Source organism: Streptomyces stelliscabiei (assembly GCF_014873495.1).
In the GTDB taxonomy this organism is placed as follows: domain Bacteria; phylum Actinomycetota; class Actinomycetes; order Streptomycetales; family Streptomycetaceae; genus Streptomyces; species Streptomyces bottropensis.
Window position 1 is genome coordinate 6,007,260 of record NZ_JADBGF010000001.1, and the last position, 21,870, is coordinate 6,029,129.

Consider the following 21,870-nt stretch of genomic DNA (forward strand, 5'->3'; position numbering starts at 1 on the left):
GTGGACATCGGGTGGGGAGCGACAATGGCCGACATGAGTGCCATGTTCCGGCGGACGCCTAAGAATTCCGGTGAGCGTCTCGTCACACTGATCGGAAAACCCGGCTGTCATCTGTGCGACGACGCGGAGGCGGTGGTCGGGAAGGTCTGCGGAGAGCTGGGCGTTCCCTGGGAGAAGAAGGACATCACCGAGGATGCGGAACTGCACCGGCAGTACTGGGAGCAGATTCCGGTCGTGCTCGTGGACGGCGCTCAGCACACCTTCTGGCGGGTGAACGAGGAGCGCCTTCGCAAAGCCCTCGCATCAAGGTGACGATGATGTGACCTGACCGACCAGTCCAAGTGGTCCCATTAGTCGCTTAGGATCGATGGGCTGGTTGGTCTCGGGGGCGGGATTCGTGAGGAGAGTGTGCGGTTTTGCCCCTGTCGTGCAAGGCATTCGGTGAGGAACGACGGTGCGTGTGCGCCGGTTCCCCACGCGTGCGCCGCGTGTGCGTGACCCCGGTCACGTTGGCCGGGCAAATCGGACACCATCTTTGTGCACGCGTTCACAAAGACATAGCCTGCTGTCGACGGGGCGGTCTGGGGACGCATGACCGCCCGCAGCCCCGCTCTACCCGCAGGAGCACCGTGGCAACTGGCCGAACTCACCGACCGGCGACCCGTAGCCGAGGGATTCCCGAGGCCACCGTCGCCAGACTTCCGCTGTACCTCCGTGCCCTGACCGCACTCTCCGAGCGTTCGGTACCCACCGTTTCATCCGAGGAACTCGCGGCCGCCGCCGGGGTCAACTCCGCGAAGCTGCGCAAGGACTTCTCGTACCTCGGTTCCTATGGGACGCGGGGTGTGGGGTACGACGTCGAGTATCTCGTCTACCAGATCTCGCGTGAGCTGGGGCTGACCCAGGACTGGCCGGTCGTGATCGTCGGGATCGGTAATCTCGGCGCCGCGCTGGCCAATTACGGCGGGTTCGCCTCCCGCGGCTTTCGGGTGGCCGCGTTGATAGACGCCGATCCGGCGATGGCGGGGAAGCCGGTCGCGGGTATCGCGGTGCAGCACACGGACGAGCTGGAAAAGATCATCGACGACAACGGCGTGTCGATCGGCGTGATCGCCACGCCCGCCGGCGCCGCCCAGCAGGTGTGCGACCGGCTGGTCGCCGCCGGGATCACGTCGATCCTCAACTTCGCGCCCACCGTCCTCTCCGTGCCGGACGGCGTCGACGTCCGCAAGGTGGACCTCTCCATCGAGCTGCAGATCCTCGCGTTCCACGAGCAGCGCAAGGCCGGCGAGGAGGCGGCGGCCGAGGCCGCCGCCGTGGCGCAGGTTCCCCGGGAGTCCGGGAAAGGGCCCGACGGGGATGTCCCCGCCGTGATGCCGGCATGAGTCTCCTGGTCGTCGGACTGAGCCACCGCAGCGCTCCGGTGAGCGTGCTGGAGCGGGCGGCGCTGTCCCTGGACGCGCAGATCAAGTTGCTTCAGGACACGGTCGCCGCGGAGCCGGCCACCGAGGCCGCGCTCCTCGCCACCTGCAACCGCATCGAGCTGTACGCGGACGTGGACAAGTTCCACGCGGGCGTCGCCGAGCTGTCCACGCTGCTCGCGCGGCACAGCGGCGTCGGGCTCGACGAGATCACGCCGTATCTGTACGTGCACTACGAGGACCGCGCCGTCCACCATCTGTTCTCCGTGGCCTGCGGGCTCGACTCGATGGTCGTCGGCGAGGGGCAGATCCTCGGGCAGATCAAGGACGCGCTGGCCCGCGCCCAGGAGCTGCACACCGCCGGACGGCTGCTGAACGACCTGTTCCAGCAGAGCCTCAGGGTCGGCAAGCGGGCGCACTCCGAGACCGGGATCGACCGGGCCGGACAGTCGCTGGTGACCTTCGGTCTGGAGCAGTTCACCGCGGGTGCGGACGTCGCGAGCTGGGCCCGGGGCAAGCGGGCCGTGGTGATCGGCGCGGGTTCCATGTCCTCGCTGGCCGCCGCGACCCTCGCGCGCGCCGGCGTGGGCGAGATCGTGATCGCCAACCGGACCCGTGACCGGGCCGAACGGCTCGCGCAGATCCTCACCGAACAGGGCGAAACGGACGTGCTGGCCCGCGCGGTACCGATGGAATCGGTGCCGGCCGAGCTGACACGTGCCGACGTCGCGGTCTCCTGTACGGGTGCCACGGGCCTGGTCCTCACCGCCGAGATGGTCGCGGCGGCCGTCGAGGGCCGGGTGCCCGAGGGCGTTCCCGCCGGGCCGGAGAGCCGCCCGGACACCCGCACCGGCATACGTCCGGCCCTGGCGCCGACCTCCCTCGGCAGCGACGACGACTGCCCGCTCGACCTGCCCGCCGTCCAGGGCGGCGGCTTCTCCGTGCACGGGGAGGCCGCGGTAGCCGGGATGGACGCGGCGACCCTGGAACAACACGCGGCCTGGGTGGACAACGCGACCGTGGACCGGCGCGCGAGCCGCCGTACGCCGGAGCGCGAGGCCCCGCGTACGCCCGCCGCCGACGCCGAGCTGATCGCCGCGCTCGTCGCGGCCGTCGCCGTCACCGGACGGATCACCGAGCTGCGCCGCCCCGAGGCGGTCGTCGAGGTGCCCCGGCCCGCGCCCGTGCTTGCGCTGCTGGACCTGGCGATGCCCCGCGACATCGACGCGGCCGCGCACAGGCTGGCCGGCGTACGGCTGGTCGACATCGAGTCGCTCGCCGAGGTCTCCGCCGACGCGCCGATGGCCGCCGACGTCGACCTGGTGCGGAGGATCGTTTCGGACGAGGTGGCGGCCTTCGGCGCCGCTCAGCGGGCCGCGCACATCACACCCACCGTCGTGGCGCTGCGCGCCATGGCCGCCGATGTCGTCGCGAGCGAGATCGCCCGCCTGGAGGGCCGGCTGCCCGGCCTCGACGACAAGCACCGGGGCGAGATCACCCAGACCGTGCGGCGCGTGGTGGACAAGCTGCTGCACGCGCCGACCGTACGGGTCAAGCAGCTCGCGGCCGAACCCGGCGGCGCCGGGTACGCGGACGCGCTGCGGACCCTGTTCGACCTGGACCAGGAGACGGTCACCGCCGTGTCCCGGGCCGAGGACAGCGACCAGCGCAGAGCCGACGACAGATTCGTCGGAGCGAACGCCGAGAACCGAGGGCGATCATGAGTGAGCCGCACAACAGGGCCCTGAGGCTCGGGACCAGGCGAAGCAACCTCGCCATGGCCCAGTCCGGGCAGGTGGCGGACGCGGTCCGCCGGCTGACCGGGCGGCCCGTCGAACTCGTGGAGATCACGACGTACGGCGACGTCTCCCGCGAGCAGCTGGCGCAGATCGGCGGCACGGGCGTCTTCGTCACCGCGCTGCGCGAGGCGCTGCTGCGCGGCGAGGTCGACTTCGCCGTGCACTCCCTCAAGGACCTGCCGACCACGTACCCGGACGAGCTGGCCCTGGCCGCCGTGCCGGTGCGCGCGGACGCGCGGGACGTCCTGGTGGCCCGGGACGGACTGACCTTCGAGCGGCTGCCCGAGGGCGCCCGGGTCGGTACCGGCTCCTCGCGCCGGATGGCCCAGCTGAACGCGTACGCGCGCAGCCACGGGCTCACGATCGAGACGGTGCCCATCCGCGGGAACGTCGACACGCGGATCGGATACGTACGGCAGGGCGAGCTGGACGCCGTCGTCCTGGCCGCCGCCGGACTGACCCGGATCGGACGGATCGACGAAGCGACCGACTTCCTCCCGGTCGACACTGTTTTGCCCGCCCCCGGCCAGGGGGCACTGGCGATCGAATGCGCCGCAGCCGATGCGGAGCTGATCGCCGCGCTCGCCGGACTCGACGACCCGGACACCCGGGCCGCCGTGACCGCCGAGCGATCCCTGCTCGCCGCCCTGGAGGCCGGTTGCAGCGCACCTGTGGGTGCGTTCGCCGACCTTCTGGCCGACGGGCAGACTGTCAAGGAGATGCGCCTGCGCGGCGTCGTCGGCACGACCGACGGCTCGACGCTGGTGCAGCTGTCCACCACCGGTCCCGTGCCCGAGACGTACGACCAAGCAATGGCGCTCGGCCGTGAACTCGCCGCCGAGATGCTCGCTAAGGGCGCGGCCGGTCTGATGGGGGAGCGAGCACATTGAGCCCCACCACCCTTCCCGCCGGTCCGGACCACGGTCACGTCACCTTCCTCGGTGCCGGACCCGGGGATCCGGGACTGCTGACACTGCGCGCCGTCGAGGCCCTGGCGAACGCGGACGTTCTCATCGCCGAGCACGATGTGCTCGACGTGGTGCGTACGCACGCCCGCGCCGGCGTCGCCCTACTGGACACCGACTCGAGCCCGCCGTCGGCTCTGACTGCGGCGTCCTGTGCCACTTCCGCGGCTACTTCAGCGGATACGTTCTCGGGCACAGGCACGCCTCAGCTGACGGTTGTTGACGGCGCGTCAACAACCGTTGGTGCACCCGCTGTGCGGGATGCGGCACATCTTGTCATGGAGGCCGCGCGGGGCGGCAGGCGGGTGGTGCGTGCGGTGTCCGGGGACCCCGGACTCGACACGTACGCCACCGAGGAGATGCTGGCGTGCGCCGCCGCCGGCGTGCCGTTCGAGGTGGTGCCCGGTGTGGCCGCCGCCGTGGGCGTGCCCGCGTACGCCGGTGTGCCGCTGCGGGACGCGCAGGGCGCGGACGTGCGGTTCGTCGACGCGCGCACGGCTTCCGACCGGTGCTGGGCGGAGGTCGGGGCGTCGGACGGGACCGTGGTCGTCTCGGCGACGCTGGAGACCGTGGCCGCGGCCGCCGGTGAGCTGGTCGCGGCGGGCCGCAAGCCCGATACGCCGATGACCGTGACGGTCGCCGGTACGACGACCCGGCAGCGCACCTGGACCGCGACCCTCGGCACGATCGCGCAGACGCTGAAGCAGGCCAAGGTGCTGCCCTCCCCCGAGGGCGGCAGGCCGGTGATAGTGGTGGTCGGCGAGCGTTCCTCGGCGGCCCAGCGCGACCAGCTGTCGTGGTTCGAGAACAAGCCGCTCTTCGGATGGCGGGTCCTCGTGCCGCGGACGAAGGAGCAGGCCGCCTCGCTCTCCGACCAACTGCGCTCGTACGGGGCCGTGCCCCACGAGGTGCCGACGATCGCGGTCGAGCCGCCGCGGACGCCGCAGCAGATGGAGCGGGCCGTGAAGGGGCTCGTGACGGGGCGCTACGAGTGGATCGCCTTCACCTCGGTGAACGCGGTCAAGGCGGTGCGGGAGAAGTTCGAGGAGTACGGGCTCGACGCGCGTGCCTTCGCCGGGATCAAGGTCGCGGCGGTGGGTGAGCAGACCGCCAGGGCGCTGATCGCGTTCGGCGTGAAGCCCGATCTGGTGCCGAGCGGCGAGCAGTCCGCCGCCGGGCTGCTGGAGGACTGGCCGCCGTACGACCCGGTCTTCGACCCGATCGACCGGGTGTTCCTGCCGCGGGCCGACATCGCCACGGAGACGCTGGTCGCCGGGCTGATCGAGCTGGGCTGGGAGGTCGACGACGTCACCGCGTACCGGACCGTGCGGGCCTCGCCGCCGCCGGCCGAGACGCGGGAGGCGATCAAGGGCGGCGGCTTCGACGCCGTGCTGTTCACGTCCTCCTCCACCGTGCGGAACCTGGTGGGGATCGCCGGGAAGCCGCACAACGTGACGGTGATCGCCTGTATCGGGCCCGCCACGGCCAAGACGGCCGAGGAGCACGGGCTGCGGGTGGACGTGATGGCTCCCGAGCCGTCCGTGCACAAGCTGGCGGAGGCGCTGGCGGACTTCGGTCTGCGCCGACGGGCCGCGGCGGTCGAGGCGGGGGACCCCGTGACCCGGCCGAGCGAGCGGCGGCCGGGCGCGCGGCGCCGGAGGACGACGACGTAAGGGCTGGGCCCTTCACCCCCTGAGTGCCCGCGCGCTCGGGGGGTTTGTCGTGTTCGCCGGGCGGCATCCGCCGACGGGCCGTCGGCAAAGGGGGCGGTGGGGCGGGCGTAGCGTAGGTGTATGTCGAAGTACGGATCGTTTCCCGGTACGCGGCCCCGCCGGCTTCGTACGACGCCTGTGATGCGGCGGATGGTGGCCGAGACGCGGCTGCATCCCGCGGACTTCATCCTGCCCGCGTTCGTGCGGGAGGGTGTGAGCGCGCCGGTGCCGATCACCGCGATGCCGGGGGTCGTGCAGCACACGCGGGACAGTCTGAAGAAGGCCGCCGCGGAGGCCGTCGAGGCCGGGGTCTCCGGGATCATGCTGTTCGGGGTGCCGGAGGACGACAAGAAGGACGCGCTCGGCACGCCGGGGACCGATCCCGACGGGATCCTGCAGGTCGCCATCCGTGACGTGCGGGCCGAGGTCGGGGACGAGTTGCTCGTCATGTCCGATCTCTGTCTCGACGAGACCACCGATCACGGGCACTGCGGGGTGCTGGACGCGCAGGGTCGCGTCGACAACGACGCGACCCTGGAGCGGTACGCGGAGATGGCCCAGGTACAGGCCGACGCCGGCGCCCATGTGGTCGGGCCCAGCGGGATGATGGACGGCCAGATCGGGGTCGTCCGGGACGCGCTCGACCAGATCGGGCGCGAGGACGTCGCCGTCCTCGCCTACACCGCCAAGTACGCCTCCGCCTTCTACGGGCCCTTCCGGGAGGCTGTCGCCTCCTCGCTGCAGGGGGACCGCAAGACCTACCAGCAGGATCCGGCGAACACCCGGGAGTCGCTGCGGGAGCTGGTCCTCGATCTTCAGGAGGGCGCCGACATGGTGATGGTGAAGCCGGCCGGGCCCTACCTGGACATCCTCGCGCGGGTCGCGGACGCCGTGGACGTGCCGGTCGCCGCCTACCAGATCTCCGGGGAGTACTCGATGGTCGAGGCCGCCGCCGAGAAGGGGTGGATCGACCGGGACCGGGCGATCCTGGAGACGCTGACGGGGATCAAACGGGCCGGTGCGCGGAACATCCTCACGTACTGGGCCGTCGAGGCGGCTCGTATGGTGCGCTGAGGCGCCTCGACGGCCCGGTTCGTGCTGTTCCGCCGCCCCGGGCTCAGTACATGAGGGCGTCGTCCATCGACGACTGCCAGTAGGTGACGGTCAGGGAGCTGTCGTAGTAGACGCCCTTGGCGGGCAGGGCGGGGGCGGCGACGGCGCCGCCGTTGCTGCCCAGCTTCTTGCCCTGGAAGCCGATGGTGGCCTTCTTGGCCGTGGTGCCGTTCTGGCCGCTGCCGTCGGCGGAGGCGAGGAGGACGCCCGCGTAGCCGGATTCGCCGGGGGCGAGGGTCACCACCGCCTGGGGCTGGGACTCCTCGAAGACGGCCGGGGCCCACTGGGCCTGGTCGAAGCGGACCGTCGGGTAGTAGTAGAGGTCGCAGTACTTCGTGCCGGTGTTCTTGACGGTGATCAGCAGGTGGTTGATCGGGCGGGGCGCCGGCTTCGCGGTCACCGTGGTGTTGGAGCCGTTGCAGGTGACGCGGTTGGCGGGGTCCCACGGGTCGGACGTGGCGGACTTGCCGGTCTTGGCGGCGCCGGTGCCCGTCTTCGAGGAGGCCTGGTCGGTCGTCGTGCCGCCGGTGGAGGAGCCCGAGCCGCCGGTGGTGGAGCCGGTGCCGCCCGTGGTCGTCGTGGTGCCGCCGGTCGTGGAGCCCGAGCCGCCCGTGGAACCGGAGGTCTGCGAGGTCGACGTGGAGTCGCTCGCCCGGCCCTCGTCCCGGGGGCCCATGCCGTTGTCGCAGGCGGTGAGGGCGAGGGCGGCGATCGCGACGCCGGTCGCGGCGAGCAGACGGGCGGGGCGGGCCGTACGGAACGTGCGCATGATCAATTCCTTTTCGGACAAAGCCGGTTGCCGCGGCTGAGAACAAGTGGTCGAAGCCGTGCCGCTCGACCGGGTTTCAGGGAGCGGCGTGCTTGGATGACCAGAGCTTGCGGGGTGAGTCGTCCCGGCCGCCACACTCGGCGGACGATCAGGGACGCTGGAATGCCCAGAGCGGCTTTGACCTGGAAGAACGTCAATCCCCTGGAACGCCGGACGGGACGCGGGGGGCGTATGGGGTACGGAGGACGCTGTGTCGGGGAGTGGTGCCGGGGACGGCATGGGGGCTGAATTCGCCGAGGCGCTGAGGGAGTTGAAGGAGCGCTCGGGGCTCAGTTACGGGGTGCTCGCCAAGCGGCTCCACATGAGTACGTCGACACTTCACCGGTACTGCAACGGGGACGCCGTGCCCGTCGACTACGCGCCCGTGGAGCGGTTGGCCCGGCTGTGCAGGGCGACTGCGGAGGAGTTGGTCGAACTCCACCGGACGTGGGTGCTCGCGGACGCGACGCGGCGGCGTAAGGGGAGCGACTCCGCCGGGGCGGCCGGCGGAGCGGTGTCCACCAAGGCAGAGTCGGCCTCGGGCGCCGCGGCGGCCGAGCCGAACTCGGACGCGGGGGCGGAGGCGGAGGCAGGGCCGGAGGCCGGGACCGGGGAGGCGGCGACCGCCGGCGCGGGGGCGGGGCGTGGTGGCGCCTCGGACGGGTCCGGTGGCGCCGCGGACGACGGCCCTGACAGCGCTCCGGACGGGCCGGGTGGCGCTGCGGACGGGCCGGGTGGCGCTGCGGACGGGCCCTATGGCGCTTCGGACGGGTCCGGTGGCGTGGCTGTGAGGCGCTCGGGGGAGGGCGCGGTGGGGGAGACGGTGATCGGGCGCGACGTCTCCGGCGGTGCGGGGAACCGGTCGCGTACCGAACGGCGTTCGCGGACGACACTGGTGGCCGGGCTGGCGGTCGCCGCCGTTCTCGGTGCGGTCACGCTCGCCGCGGGTCTGCCGTCCGCCGGGGAAGAGGACGGGTCCGCGCGGTGGGCCGGGGACGTGTCCGTGGGGGAGGAGGAGTTCCCGGGTGAGGAGCGGGACGACCGGGGATCGCCCGTACCGTCCACTGCCTCGCCCTCAGTCTCCGCGAGCGAGTCGGGTGCCGGGAGGCAGAAGGGTGCCGGCCAGGAAAGCGGGCCCCCCGCCGGTACGGACCCGACCCGTACGAGTGCGGCGGGCGGGGGCGGCGAGAACGCGTCCCTCCCAGCGCCGCTGTCGGTGAAGGTGGAGCCGTACACCTGGGAGTCCCCCTGCTCCCAGCGGTATCTGGCCGACCGTGCGCCGGCCGAGGTGGGGCCGCCTCCGCTGGAGCAGGACGCGGCGGCCTGGGCGTCGTCGGAGGGGGCCGTGTCCTCGGGGCAGCAGTTTCTGACGCTCACCGTGCAGGGCTCCGGCGAGGAGACCGTGGTCGTACGGAGCCTGACGGTCCGTATGGTCGACAAGCGGTCGCCCCTCGCCTGGAACGACTACGCCATGGGCTATCCCGGAGTCGGCTGCGGGGCCGGTGTCCCGACCCGGTCCTTCACGATCGCCCTGGACGCCGCGCGCCCCGACGTGAAGCCCAAGGCGGGCAGCAGGAACTTCCCGTACTCCGTCAGCGAGTCCGACCCGGAGGTCTACTACATCACCGCCGACGCCTCGGCGTACTCCGTCAGTTGGTACCTGGAGCTGAAGTGGAGCAGCGGCTCGCGCAGCGGCACGCTGACCCTGAACGACGACGGTGCGCCGTTCCGCACGAGCGGCAACAACGGGCGCCCGGCGTACGAGTATCCGCTGGGCGGGCCGAAGTGGGTCAAGGAGGGGACGACGCTGGGCGCGGGGACGGAGGGGTAGGGCCGGTCGGCCACCGCTCTCGGCGGGGCGGCCCCAGGGGGGTGGGCGGGCTTCCGCATCCGTGCGGTGCCAACTTGCCCTGGAGGTTAGGTTGTTGCTCATTCGATGACCCGCCCCCCAGGGAGAGTTTCATGGCCGGTGACGCGCTCAGTCAGGACCCCGCCGAGCTGCGGAGGAGGATCGACACCACCAGGGCGCACCCGGCACGGGTCTACGACGTCTTCCTCGGCGGCAAGGACAACTACCCGGTGGACCGGGACGCGGCCGCTGCCGCGCTGGCGGCCAACCCGCGCGGCTATCTCGACGTCCGGCACAACCGGGACTTCATGCGCCGCGCGGTGACCACGCTCGCCGGGGACGAGGGCATCCGGCAGTTCCTCGACATCGGCACCGGGCTGCCGACCGCCGAGAACGTCCACCAGATCGCCCAGGAGATCGCCCCCGACAGCCGGGTCGTGTACGTCGACAACGACCCGGTGGTGCTCGCCCACGCGCGCGCGTTGCTGACGAGCGGGCCCGAGGGCGTCACGGACTACATCGACGCCGACCTGAAGTCGCCGGAGCGGATTCTCGAAGCGGCCGCGAAGACACTCGACTTCGACCGGCCGATCGCGCTGTGCCTGGTGGCGGTCCTGCACTTCGTGGAGGACGGGCAGGCCTACCCCGTGGTGCGCGAGCTGGTGGACGCGCTGCCCGCCGGGAGCCGGCTGGTCCTCAGCCATCTGACCGAGGACCTCAACCCGGCGAGCATCCGGGCCGTCCAGAAGACCTACACCGAGCGGGGGTTCACCTTCGTGCTGCGGTCCCGGGACGAGGTCGCCCGCTTCTTCGAGCAGAGCGGTCTCGTGCCGGACGAGCCCGGGGTGGTGCCGGCGCACCACTGGCGGTTCGAGGACGGCGCCCCGGTGCCGGCGGGCGTGGAGCCGCATGTGCTGGCCGGGATGGACGACATCGAGAAGGTCCGGTACCGGGACATCAACGACGTGACCGACGCGGACGTCAACGTGTACGTGGCGACGGGGCGCAAGGGGTAGCGACGGCCGGCGTCCTCACCCGCCGGTGCCGAACCAGGTCTCCGCCAGGGACTCGAAGTTCTGGCGCGGCGGAGCCGGCAGGCTGCGCAGGTACCAGTTCAGGTCGCTGTAGACGTGCAGCAGGGTGTACGCCATCAACTCGCGCGGGTCGAACGGCGGGTGGCCGTATGCCTCGTAGAAGAGTTTCAGCAGGGTGGGATCGGCGCGGGTCAGCAGCAGGCCGACGCTGACGAAGTCGTAGGCGGGGTCGCCGACCATGGCCGGCTCGAAGTCGAAGAGGCCGGTGAGCCGCCAGCCGTCGTGCGGGTCGACGGTGAGGTGTTCGCGCATGTACTCGGTGTGCAGCAGGACCGGGCGGCGCCGGGCGTTCAGGGGCACGGAGCGCAGGAAGTCCGGGATCTGCTCCAGCCAGGGGCCCGAGAGCCCGCCGCTGAGCTGCTGTTCGACCGCCGCCGCGCGCTGAGCGGCGATGAACCTGCCCCAGTCCGTCGGCCCGGTGAGGGGGACGATCGGGGTGGCGTCCAGGGCGTGCAGGGCGGCGAGGCCCTCGGCGGCCTCGACGACGACCCGTTCCTGGTCGGCCCGGGGGATCCGGGGCCAGGCCTCGCTGAGGTCCTCGCCGGGCAGCCGGGACATCAGCACATAGCGCCAGCCGTTCTTGTACTGGTCGGCCGAGTGCAACCGGGGTGTGGGGATGGGGAGTTTGCCCCACAGTATCGACAGCAGTCGGGCCTCGCGGACGGCTTCCGTCGCTTCGAAAGCCGGATAGAGCTTGAGGACGAGGGCGTCGCCGACGGCGTACACCGGCAGCGAGCCCTCGGGGAAACGTACGATTCGCGCGCCTGCGAGACCGAGCTGACCGCAGAGATCCTGGGCAGCAGGTCGCAGCAGCGCCTCGTCACCGACGACTTCTTGCAACTCGTCGTTCGTGTCCACGCTGGGCAGCATGTGCGCAGCCTAGGGGGTGCGGAGCACGGTCCGCATCGCGGAAATGGTGAATGTAGGGGGCATGCACCTGTCTAGGGTGCGGGCAGGGGCGGGATCGGGCCGTCCGCGAGGGGCGAAGGAGCCGTGGGATGGGTGCCGTGGATGCTGTGCGTGCCGCGCATGACGTGGGGTTTGTCGCGAAGGCGGAGGGCGGGGACGCTCCGGGGGGCCCGGCCGCGGGCGGCGGCGGGGCGGCCGTGCCCCGCTTCGCCGGACGGGTCACGGCGGTCGGGGGTTCCCCCGTTCGGGACATCCTCGCCGTCACCTCGCGTCCCGAAGTCGTCAACTTCGCGGGTGGATTGCCCGCCCCCGAGCTGTTCGACGCCGAGGGGATAGCGGCCGCCTATCGCGATGTGCTCGCCGAGTCCGCGGGGCGCGCCCTGCAGTACGCGACGACGGAGGGCGAGCCGGTGCTCCGGACGGCGCTCGCGGCGCGGTACGGGGCGCGTGGACTGCCGACCGGCGCGGACGAGGTCCTCGTCACCACCGGGTCGCAACAGGCGCTGTCGCTGCTCGCCACCGCGCTGCTGGAGCCGGACGACGTCGTCCTGGTCGAGGATCCCTGCTATCTGGCGGCACTTCAGGCGTTCCGGTTCGCGGGGGCGCGGGTCGTGGCCGTGCCCGGCGACCGGCACGGGGTGGACCCGGCGGCGCTGGAGGACCTGGTGGCGAGGCTGCGCCCCAAGCTGTTCTACACCGTGCCCACCTTCCAGAACCCGACCGGGCGCACCCTCCCCGCCGAGCGGCGGGCGGCCGTCGCCTCGGTCGCCGCCCGGCGCGGGCTGTGGATCGTCGAGGACGACCCGTACGGCGAACTCCGCTTCGAGGGCGGCCGGGTGCCGTGGATCGCCTCGTACCCGGGGGCCGAGGACCGCACGGCGCTGCTGGGCTCCTTCTCCAAGGTGATGGCCCCCGGGATGCGGCTGGGCTGGCTGCGCGCGCCGGCCAAGCTGCGCCGGGCGTGCGCGGTCGCCAAGCAGGCGGCCGACCTGCACACCCCGACCGTCAACCAGCTCGCCGCCGCCCGCTACCTCGCCGACCGTGACCTGGACGCGCATGTCGTCCGGGTCGCCGCCGCCTACCGTGAGCGCCGCGACGCCATGCTCGACGGCCTCGCCGCGGCGCTGCCCGAGGGCTCCACCTGGAACCGCCCCGAGGGCGGCATGTTCCTCTGGGCCCGCCTCCCCTCCTCCTACGACACCGGCGCCCTGCTGCCGCGCGTCGTCGAGCAGGACGTGGCGTACGTGCCCGGCGCGCCCTTCTACGCCGGTGAACCGGACCGGTCGACCCTGCGGCTCTGCTTCGTCACGCAGACGCCGGAGGAGATCCGGGAGGGGCTGCGGAGGCTGGGGGCGGGGCTGCGGGGGTGAGGCCGCCGCGTCAGTCCCACCAGAAGGACCACAGGGGTGCGTCGAGGAGGGTGCGGGCGTAGGAAGCGCGGGTGCCGTCGGTCGTGCCCTGCCAGATGTTGTCGGGGCAGAAGGCGAAGTGCTCGGCGGCGACGGCTTCGGCCTCGGCCTCGGTGGTGGGCGGGGCGGCGACGGAGAGGACGAGCTGGTCGAAGGTGAGGGCGACCACCCGTATCCCGAAGCGGTCCTCCCACGAGCGCAGGACCGCGCAGAGCCTCGCCACGTCGTTCTCGTGGTTGACCGGGCCGGTCCAGCCGATCGCCGCCGGGATGTCGGCGCTGCGGCGGGCGGGCACCAGGGCGAGGCGGGGGTCCTTCAGGCGGGAGGGGTCCTCGACGAGGGCGTCGGCGGTGGTGGCGGCGAGGGTGTCGGGGTCGGCCGGGAACCGGTCCGGGGCCGGGGCTCCGGTGAGGCCGGGCCAGTCGGGGTCCTCGGTGCCCGCGTACGCGTCCCAGAACTCGGCCAGGACCTCGTCGGCGTCGTGGTCGCCCGGGTAGGACGTCTCGCCGGGCATCAGCTCCCACTCCTCCGGCCCGCCCTGGCTGCCGCCGACGTCCAGGAGCACCGGGAGGAGGCCGACCGTACGACGTGCGGGCAGGACCGCGGCCCAGGCGCCGGGTGGGGCCGGCTCGTCCGCGCACCACAACAGCGGTTCGTGCCACGGGCCGTCGTCCTCCCCCACTGCCCCAAGGGCGTGGGAGGTGCCCCCATCGTCGATCAGCCGCCCCTGCGGAAGCGGAGCTTCAAGCCCGAGCACACGCCCGCTCGGGTCGGCCGCCAGCTGGGGCAGCGGGTTGGGAAGGGTCGCCATGCGAGCGACTGTAGGGGGAGCCACTGACAGCGGCCCGGCCGATCGCGCCGGAGCACGATCGCCGGGCCGCGGCGCCGGTCCGCTCGCCGTGAGCGGTCACCGTGGGCGGTCAGAGCTTGTCGGGCGTCCTGATGCCCAGCAGGGCCATGCCGCGGTGCAGGGTGCGGGCCGTCAGGTCGACCAGGAACAGGCGGTTCTCCACCTGGGCCGGGGTGTCGGCCTTGAGGACCGGGCACTGGTCGTAGAACGACGTCAACAGGGTCGCCAGCTTGAAGAGGTACGCGGCCAGCTTGTGCGGCTCGTACGACTCCGCGACCTCGGCCACCGCCTCGCCGAACTGGTCCAGGTGCAGGCCCAACGCCCGCTCCGCAGGGGCCAGTTCCAGCTCCGGGTGGGCGGCGGGGCCGGCCTCGCCCGCCTTGCGGAGGATCGACTGGATACGGGCGTACGCGTACTGGAGGTAGACGGAGGTGTCGCCGTTCAGCGAGACCATCTGGTCCAGGTCGAACTTGTAGTCCCGTACGGCGGAGGTCGACAGGTCGGCGTACTTCACCGCGCCGATGCCGACGTACCGGCCGTTCTCGACGATCTCCTCCTCGGTCAGACCCACCTTCTCGGCCTTCTCCCGGACCACGGCCGTGGCACGGTCGATCGCCTCGTCGAGCAGGTCGACCAGCCGGATCGTCTCGCCCTCACGGGTCTTGAACGGCTTGCCGTCCTTGCCGAGGACCGTGCCGAAGGCGAGCTGGAACGCCTTGACGTCGTCGTCGTTCAGCCAGCCCGCCCTGCGCGCGGTCTCGAAGACCATCTTGAAGTGCAGGGACTGGCGGGCGTCCACGACGTACAGCAGGGAGTTCGCCTTGAGGTGGAAGACGCGGTCCCTGATCGCGGAGAGGTCGGTCGCCGCGTAGCCGTAGCCGCCGTCGGACTTCTTGACGATCAGGGGGACCCGGTTGCCGTCCGGGCCCTTGATGTCGTCGAAGAAGACACAGAGAGCACCCTCCGAGCGCTCCGCGACGCCCGACTCCTCCAGGAGGCGGCAGGTCTCGTCCAGCATGTCGTTGTAACCCGACTCGCCGACGATGTCCGCGTCCCGGACCTCCATGTCCAGCTTCTCGAAGACGGAGAAGAAGTAGATCTTCGACTCGTCGACGAACTTCTGCCAGGTGGCGAGGGTGTGCGGGTCGCCCGCCTGGAGGTCGACGACCCTGCGGCGGGCCCGCGTCTTGAACTCCTCGTCGGAGTCGAACAGCTTCCGGGCGGCCTTGTAGAGGCGGTCGAGGTTCGACATCGCCTCCTCGCCGCTCACCTGGGTGTCCTTGTGGTCCAGCTCGTGCGGGTGCTCGTCCAGGTACTGGATCAGCATGCCGAACTGGGTGCCCCAGTCGCCGATGTGGTGCCTGCGGACCACGTTCTCGCCGGTGAACTCCAGGATCTGGACGACCGCGTCACCGATCACGGCGGAGCGGAGGTGGCCGACGTGCATCTCCTTGGCCACGTTCGGCTGGGCGTAGTCGATGACCGTGGTGCCCGGGTGCGCCGCGAGGGGGACGCCGAGGCGGGCGTCCGCGTAGCGCTCCGCGAGGTTCGCGGTGATGGCCCGGTCGGTGAGGGTGATGTTGAGGAAGCCGGGGCCGGAGACCTCGATCTCCCCGATCAGCTCGCCGGACTCCACCTGGGCGACGACCTGGGCGGCCAGCTCCCTCGGGTTCGCCTTCGCCTTCTTCGCGAGGGCGAGGATCCCGTTCGCCTGGTAGTCCGCCCGGTCGCTGCGTCGCAGCAGCGGGTCCGCGTCCGCGGTCGGCAGGGTGGCCGAGAGGGCGGTCGCGAGGCGCTGGTGGACGGAGGCGGTGAGGGACGTGACCGAAGCCATCAGGGGGTGCCGTTCTCCTTGGGGTACGGGTGGATGCCGCCAGTATCCCACGGGGGTAAAGGGGTTTTTCTTGGGCGCCTCGGGGGTGCTTGGGCGCCTCGGGGGGTGGGGGACGGGGGCTGTGGGCGGGTGCGGGTCCGGTGGGGCTTCTCGCGCAGTTCCCCGCGCCCCTTAAAGGACCAGGCCCCTGCGGGCCTAAAGGACCAGGCCCCTGCGTGCCTGAGAGACCAGGCTGCTGCGGGTCTGAAAGGACAGGGCTCTGTGGGGCTGGGAAGCATGGGGCGTGCCCCCCTTCTTTTCAGGGGCGCGGGGAACTGCGCGAGGGGCCACGACGCAGCCGCACCCGCCGACGCACCCGTGCCCCCCCCGTTTATCGGGCGCCCGGTTCGACCCACGGAGTGAAAGGCTGGGAGGATGGGGCCGTCGGCCGGCGACCGTACCGGCGGCCATGGACAACCTTCAGAAAAAGAGGACGTGCCGATCGTGGCTCAGAGCACCGAGACCACCGACTGGGTCTCCCGTTTCGCGGACGAGGTCATCGAGGAGTCGGAGCGTCGGGCCCCCGGCAAACCGGTCGTCGTCGCGTCCGGGCTCTCCCCCTCCGGCCCGATCCACCTCGGCAACCTCCGCGAGGTCATGACCCCGCACCTGGTCGCCGACGAGATCCGCCGCCGGGGCCACGAGGTCCGGCACCTGATCTCCTGGGACGACTACGACCGCTTCCGCAAGGTCCCGAACGGCATCGACGGCGTCGACGGCTCCTGGGCCGAGCACATCGGCAAGCCGCTCACCTCCGTGCCCGCCCCGCCCGGCTCCGCCCACCCGCACTGGGCCGAGCACTTCAAGGCGGCGATGACCGCCGCCCTCGCCGAGATGGGCGTCGAGTTCGACGGGATCAGCCAGACCGAGCAGTACACCTCCGGCGTGTACCGCGAGCAGATCCTGCACGCCATGAAGCACCGCGGGGACATCGACGCGATCCTCGACCAGTACCGCACCAAGAAGGCCCCGGCGAAGAAGCAGCAGTCGCAGAAGCCGGTGGACGAGGCGGAGCTGGAGGCCGCCGAGGGCTCCGGCGCCGCCGGTGAGGACGACGGCAGCTCCGGCAGCGCCGGGTACTTCCCGTACAAGCCGTACTGCGGGAGCTGCGGCAAGGACCTCACCACCGTCACCGCCTACGACGACGACACCACCGAGCTGACCTACACCTGCACCGCCTGCGGCTTCTCCGAGACCGTCGCGCTGAACGAGTTCAACCGCGGCAAGCTCGTCTGGAAGGTCGACTGGCCGATGCGGTGGGCGTACGAGGGCGTCGTCTTCGAGCCGAGCGGGGTCGACCACTCCTCGCCCGGATCCAGCTTCCAGGTCGGCGGCCAGATCGTCGGGATCTTCGGCGGCAAGCAGCCGATCGGCCCGATGTACGCCTTCGTCGGCATCTCCGGCATGGCCAAGATGTCGTCGTCGAAGGGTGGCGTGCCGACCCCCGCCGACGCGCTGAAGATCATGGAGCCGCAGCTGCTGCGCTGGCTCTACGCCCGCCGCCGGCCCAACCAGTCGTTCAAGATCGCCTTCGACCAGGAGATCCAGCGGCTCTACGACGAGTGGGACAAGCTCGACGCCAAGGTCGCGGACGGGTCCGCGCTCCCCGGCGACGTGGCCGCCCACGCGCGCGCGGTGGGGACCGCCGCCGGTGACCTGCCGCGCACCCCCCGCCCGATGCCGTACCGGACCCTCGCGTCCGTCGCCGACATCACCGCGGGCGCCGAGGACCAGACCCTGCGCATCCTCAGCGAACTCGACCCCACCGACCCGCTGTCCAGCCTCGACGAGGTACGGCCGCGGCTGGACCGGGCCGAGGCGTGGATCAACACGCAGGTTCCCGCCGACCAGCGGACCATCGTGCGCGAGGAGGCCGACGGCGAGCTGCTGAAGTCGCTCGACGAGCCTTCCCGGCAGTCGCTGCGGCTGCTCCTCGACGGGCTCGCCGAGCACTGGTCCCTGGACGGGCTCACGCATCTGGTCTACGGCGTGCCCAAGGTGCAGGCCGGGTTCGCGGCGGACGCCACGCCCAAGGAACTGCCGGCGGAGATCAAGACGGCCCAGCGGTCGTTCTTCGCGCTGCTGTACCACCTGCTCGTGGGCCGGGACACGGGTCCGCGACTGCCCACGCTGCTGCTGGCGGTGGGGCAGGAGCGGGTGCGGGCCCTGCTCGGGGAGTAGGGCCGCGTCCTGGCACACAGCAGTGTGCACAGCGCGCACAGTGCGCGGCAGTGTTCCGTGACGCCGTAGTGCGTCCGTCGTGCCACGGCTTGCCGCGAGAGGGGGCGCCCGGTGATCACCACCGGGCGCCCCCTTCGTCATGTCCCGGTCGCCACCCGCCTGTTGTCGCGGGAGTCGGACGGGCGTCGTCGCGGGAGTCGGACGGCCGTTCTGCGGAAACAGTCCCGATCATCACGCATCACCCGTACGCTACGAATCGGCGGTCACTTCCGGGTCGTGCCGTCATGTCTCCTCGCAGCAACTCCGCCTCACGGGTCGGTCGCTCCCGGTCAGGATGGTTCGGGTGCCGTCTCGCAGACGTCAACGGGAAGCCATGTCTGTCACGCCAGATCCCCTGTGCCGCGTCGTCATCACCTACTCCCGTGCGGAACAGCACCACCGGAAGACCTTCCGCAGGCATGTGGCGGACCTCGAACGAAGCGGCGTCGAGTTCTTCGACGACCAGGACATCCCGCCAGGCGCCCCGTGGGAGACCACCCTCTTCGGCAAACTGGAGTCCGCCGACATCATCGTGCTGCTCCTGTCGTCGAACTACGTCTCGTCCGACTTCTGCATGGAGCAGGAGGTGCCGCGGGCGCTGCGGCGGTGGAAGGCCGGGGAATGCCAGGTCTTCCCGGTGAACGTCGCGCCTTTCGACCTGACGGAGCGCTCCCCTCTGCGGCAGCTCCAGTGGATCCCCAGCGGCAAATCCGTCACGGAACAGGGCGCCGCCGCGGCGAGGGAGTGGCGACGGGTGGCTCAGGAGCTGCGGAAACTGGTCGAGGGGCTGGGTGGCGCCACCGGCGGCGCGGCGTCCGCGGCGAACCCGGCCGTCGCCCCGGCGTCCGCGGCGAACCCGGCGTCGTACGCGCCCGGTGCCGGAGGGAAGGCGCCCGGACACCGGCCGCCCACCGTGACGAACAGCGTCGAGGGAAGCATCGTGTCCGGCACCGTCGTGCAGGCAGGTGAGATCGCGGGGAACGTGATCATCGGTTCCCCGCGGCATCCCCCGGCCGACGGGCCCGGCAGTTGACCTCGTCCTCACCCGTCCAGAACGTCGTCGTCGACAGCACGATCGGGACCCTGGTCCAGATCGGCGTGATCAACGGACCGTCCGTCCTCCAGTTCGTCCAGCAGGCCCCCTTACCGGTCGAGGCGCTGGAGCTGGCCGCCCAGACGCTGGCCAAGAACGTGTTCCGGCAGTGGCGCGAGGAGGCCAATGCCTGGGACATCGCCAAGCCGGAGCCGATACGGGTGCGCTGGAGGGCCAGTTGGCCCGACGCCGACCACCCGTACAACGTCGGCGGCGAGGTGGCGGGGCAGGGCGACCGGGTCGGCACCATGGCCGAGGCGTTCCTCGCGCTCCGGCAGCGGCGTCTGGTCGTGCTGGGCGAGGCCGGGGCGGGAAAGACGACCCTGGCGGTCCTGCTGACGCTGGACCTGCTGACCCGTCGGCTCCGGGGGGCCGACGGCGGGCCGGTGCCGGTGTTCCTCTCCCTGGAGACCTGGCAGGCCGAGCGCGATCATCTGCGTACCTGGCTGGCGCGGCGCATCGCCGAGGACCACCCCGGTCTGCCGCGCGTCGACGGCCGCCACCCGGCCGAGCGTCTGGTCTCCGACGGCCAGATCCTGCCCGTTCTGGACGGGCTGGACGAACTGCCCGTGCACCGCCGGGCCTTCGCCGTCGAAGCCCTCAACCACGCGCTGAGGGACGGCGACCCGCTGATCCTCACCTCCCGCACCGCCGCATACCGTGACGTGCTGCGGGACATGCGCGGTATCTCCGCCGCCGCGGTCGTCGAGGCACTGCCGGTCCGCGGCCAGGACGCGGTGGCCTACCTGGAGAGCGGCACCTCACCCCTCCACCTGGACCGCTGGCGGCCGGTCTTCGAGGAACTGCGGGAAAGCCCGCCCGAGCCGGTCGCTCTCGCGCTGTCGAACCCCCTGATGCTCTGGCTGGCCCGCCGCGGGTACGCCCAACCGCACACCGACCCGGCGGAGTTGACCGACACGACGCGGCTGCCCACCCCCGCCTCGATCGAGGAACACCTGCTGGAGCACATCGTGCCCGCCGTCTTCAGCCCGCTGCCGCACGCTCCGGACCGGCTGCACGCCCCCGGCGCCTGGGACCCCGTCCGTGCCCGACGCCACCTGGCGTTCCTGGCGACCTTCCTCGCCGACCGCCATCGGACCGAGTTCGCGTGGTGGCAGTTGCACCGCCACCCCCTGGTGCGTGTCCTCACCGTGCTCGTCGTGCCGGCGCTGTGCGCGGTGACCGCCTGGATCGTCGGGGCGTCGGGCGCGGTCCTCGACCGCTCCGGGGCCACGTCGGACCTGGCGCGAGCCGGGGCGGAACTGCCCTTCGCCACGGCACTGGTGCTGACGGGGTTGCTCCTGATGTTCCAGAGGCTGTGGTTCAGGCGCCGCGACGGGCGACCACGGCGGCTGGCGAACCCGTTCCGGTTGGGCGCCGCCCTGCGTTCGGCCGGCCGGGCCACCTCGCTGGGCAGGGCCCTGAAGGCCGCCTCCGTGGTGGCGCTGCCCACGCTGCTGCTGTCGGGATGGGCGCTGACGACACCGTTCGCGGCACCGCTCGTGGCGATGGCCGTGTGCTCCACGCTCCTGGCGCCCCTCCTGCTCGTGGCGATCTCCGCACCGTCGGACACGGAGGACGCGACCAGCCCCGACGAACTGCTGCGGGACGAACGCAGGGCCCTGGTGTGCTCCCTGGTCACGGTCGCCCCGCTCGTCGGCGTGGGACAGGGCGCCATGGACTGGCTGCTGCCCGAGGTGTCGGGCGCCGGGGTGGTGTGGGCGCTGCTCGGCTGGTTCGGCGCGGCCGTGGTGCTGGTGCCGTTCAGCCCGTGGAGCAGATGGCTGCTGGCGAAGGTGTCCCTGGCGGCACTGGACCGGGTGCCGTGGTCGCTGATGGAGTTCCTGCGCCACGCGCACCGAGCCGGACTGCTGCAACGCTCCGGCGGGGTCTACCGGTTCCGCAACCTGCGACTCCAGGAGCACTTCTCGCGACGGGGCCGGCGGGATGGGCGGGACGGCCGCGGTGGAGGCGGTGGGCGCGACGGGCGTGGCGTACGCGACAGGAGTGACCGGCGCGACGGACCCGCCTCGGCGGGGAGTGCCCGGAACCCCGCCTCGCGGGAAGCGACCCCCACCGGTCGCCACGTCTTCTCCGTGACCCGGCCGGGGTACGGGAAGCCGCTGATCGCGCCGGGGCGCTCGCTCTTCGACGCCGAACAGGAACCCCTGGCGGGGCGGCCGAACTGGGCGGTGCGGGAGGACGAGCACGGCTTCCGCGCGTGGGGACGCCACCGGGGTCTCGTGCTCGGGCACTGGAACACGGTGGCCCTGGCCGCCCCTCTCCACTTCGTCCTCTTCGCCGCGTACGGAGACTGGCGCAACGGGTTCCGGTTCGTGCTGTTCTGGCTCGCGGTCGGTGTGGCCGTGACACTCAGCGGCCTGCTGCGAAGACCACTGATCCTCGATCTGCAGCTGACGCACGACCGCCTGACCTACACGGTGGGCCGTCACCAGGGCGTCGTCCCCTGGCGGGACACCGCGCGCGTCGAGGTGTCCAAGGTGTCCCAACGAGGCTGGAAGGGCGCCACCTACGGCGTCGTGATCACCCTGTATCCCGGGGCGCCCAGCCCTCACCGGAAGCTCCGGGTGGGCGAGCGACGCTACGTCGTCCTGCCGCTGATGTCGCTGAGTCCCGCGGTACCGGCCGATCTGGGAGCGGCCCTGGCGCGGTACGCGGGTGCTCGTTGGTCCGCACCCGGCCCGGCCTCATCGGCCCCGGGCGAACCCTAGGCGAGGTCCCGGACGAGTCCCGG

At 71.8% G+C, this 21,870-nt stretch carries 16 protein-coding genes; 12 read left to right on the forward strand and 4 right to left on the reverse strand.

Features of this window, described 5'->3' with window-relative positions:
• The first annotated feature begins 24 nt into the window (after positions 1-24).
• From H4687_RS26555 to hemB, 6 genes are all read left to right on the forward strand, one after another.
• Positions 25-312 (forward strand): glutaredoxin family protein, encoded by a 288-nt coding sequence (locus H4687_RS26555; RefSeq protein ID WP_046918187.1) that lies wholly within the window; start codon positions 25-27, stop codon positions 310-312.
• A gap of 317 nt (positions 313-629) precedes the next feature.
• A complete protein-coding gene (locus H4687_RS26560; protein WP_046918188.1) occupies positions 630-1,385 on the forward strand; it encodes a redox-sensing transcriptional repressor Rex in 756 nt (251 codons plus the stop codon).
• Positions 1,382-3,145: a glutamyl-tRNA reductase gene (locus tag H4687_RS26565; protein ID WP_046918189.1), complete on the forward strand. Its 1,764-nt coding sequence runs from the start codon at positions 1,382-1,384 to the stop codon at positions 3,143-3,145. The genes H4687_RS26560 and H4687_RS26565 overlap by 4 nt, the downstream gene beginning before the upstream one ends.
• Positions 3,142-4,110 carry a hydroxymethylbilane synthase gene (hemC, locus tag H4687_RS26570; RefSeq protein WP_046918190.1) on the forward strand — a complete coding sequence of 323 codons (969 nt, stop codon included), beginning with the start codon at positions 3,142-3,144 and terminating at the stop codon, positions 4,108-4,110. Before H4687_RS26565 ends, hemC begins: the two co-directional genes overlap by 4 nt.
• Positions 4,107-5,858 carry a bifunctional uroporphyrinogen-III C-methyltransferase/uroporphyrinogen-III synthase gene (locus tag H4687_RS26575; protein ID WP_046918191.1) on the forward strand — a complete coding sequence of 584 codons (1,752 nt, stop codon included), beginning with the start codon at positions 4,107-4,109 and terminating at the stop codon, positions 5,856-5,858. Before hemC ends, H4687_RS26575 begins: the two co-directional genes overlap by 4 nt.
• 120 nt (positions 5,859-5,978) lie before the next feature.
• Positions 5,979-6,971, forward strand: coding sequence for a porphobilinogen synthase (gene hemB / locus H4687_RS26580; protein WP_046918192.1), 993 nt, complete (start codon positions 5,979-5,981; stop codon positions 6,969-6,971).
• Positions 6,972-7,014: 43 nt separating this feature from the next.
• On the opposite strand, the gene H4687_RS26585 is transcribed toward hemB, so the two are convergent.
• Positions 7,015-7,779, reverse strand: coding sequence for a DUF4232 domain-containing protein (locus H4687_RS26585; protein ID WP_050398090.1), 765 nt, complete (start codon positions 7,777-7,779; stop codon positions 7,015-7,017).
• A 277-nt stretch (positions 7,780-8,056) separates the two neighbouring features.
• On the opposite strand from H4687_RS26585, the gene H4687_RS26595 reads away from it, so the two are divergent.
• On the forward strand, positions 8,057-9,649 hold the full coding sequence (locus H4687_RS26595; RefSeq protein WP_050398112.1) for a helix-turn-helix domain-containing protein: 1,593 nt from the start codon (positions 8,057-8,059) through the stop codon (positions 9,647-9,649).
• Positions 9,650-9,780: 131 nt separating this feature from the next.
• Entirely contained in the window at positions 9,781-10,683 is a 903-nt protein-coding gene (locus H4687_RS26600; protein ID WP_046920031.1) for an SAM-dependent methyltransferase, read from the forward strand.
• A gap of 15 nt (positions 10,684-10,698) precedes the next feature.
• Here the strand turns inward: H4687_RS26600 and H4687_RS26605 are convergent, their stop codons facing one another.
• Positions 10,699-11,631: a phosphotransferase family protein gene (locus H4687_RS26605; protein ID WP_046920032.1), complete on the reverse strand. Its 933-nt coding sequence runs from the start codon at positions 11,629-11,631 to the stop codon at positions 10,699-10,701.
• A 128-nt stretch (positions 11,632-11,759) separates the two neighbouring features.
• Here H4687_RS26605 and H4687_RS26610 point away from each other — a divergent pair, with 128 nt between their 5' ends.
• Entirely contained in the window at positions 11,760-13,040 is a 1,281-nt protein-coding gene (locus H4687_RS26610) for an aminotransferase-like domain-containing protein (protein WP_050398091.1), read from the forward strand.
• Positions 13,041-13,050: 10 nt separating this feature from the next.
• Here H4687_RS26610 and H4687_RS26615 read toward each other — a convergent pair whose 3' ends face one another.
• Positions 13,051-13,890: a DUF4253 domain-containing protein gene (locus tag H4687_RS26615; protein WP_050398092.1), complete on the reverse strand. Its 840-nt coding sequence runs from the start codon at positions 13,888-13,890 to the stop codon at positions 13,051-13,053.
• 109 nt (positions 13,891-13,999) lie between these two features.
• Positions 14,000-15,763: an arginine--tRNA ligase gene (argS, locus tag H4687_RS26620; RefSeq protein WP_050398093.1), complete on the reverse strand. Its 1,764-nt coding sequence runs from the start codon at positions 15,761-15,763 to the stop codon at positions 14,000-14,002.
• A 474-nt stretch (positions 15,764-16,237) separates the two neighbouring features.
• Here argS and lysS point away from each other — a divergent pair, with 474 nt between their 5' ends.
• From lysS to H4687_RS26635, 3 genes are all read left to right on the forward strand, one after another.
• Positions 16,238-17,983, forward strand: coding sequence for a lysine--tRNA ligase (lysS, locus tag H4687_RS26625; protein ID WP_046917993.1), 1,746 nt, complete (start codon positions 16,238-16,240; stop codon positions 17,981-17,983).
• Between the two features lie 373 nt (positions 17,984-18,356).
• The gene (locus tag H4687_RS26630; RefSeq protein ID WP_046917994.1) at positions 18,357-19,055 is read left to right on the forward strand and encodes a toll/interleukin-1 receptor domain-containing protein; all 699 of its coding nucleotides are present in this window, start codon (positions 18,357-18,359) and stop codon (positions 19,053-19,055) included.
• Positions 19,052-21,847, forward strand: coding sequence for an NACHT domain-containing protein (locus H4687_RS26635; RefSeq protein WP_046917995.1), 2,796 nt, complete (start codon positions 19,052-19,054; stop codon positions 21,845-21,847). The genes H4687_RS26630 and H4687_RS26635 overlap by 4 nt, the downstream gene beginning before the upstream one ends.
• Positions 21,848-21,870 lie beyond the last annotated feature (23 nt).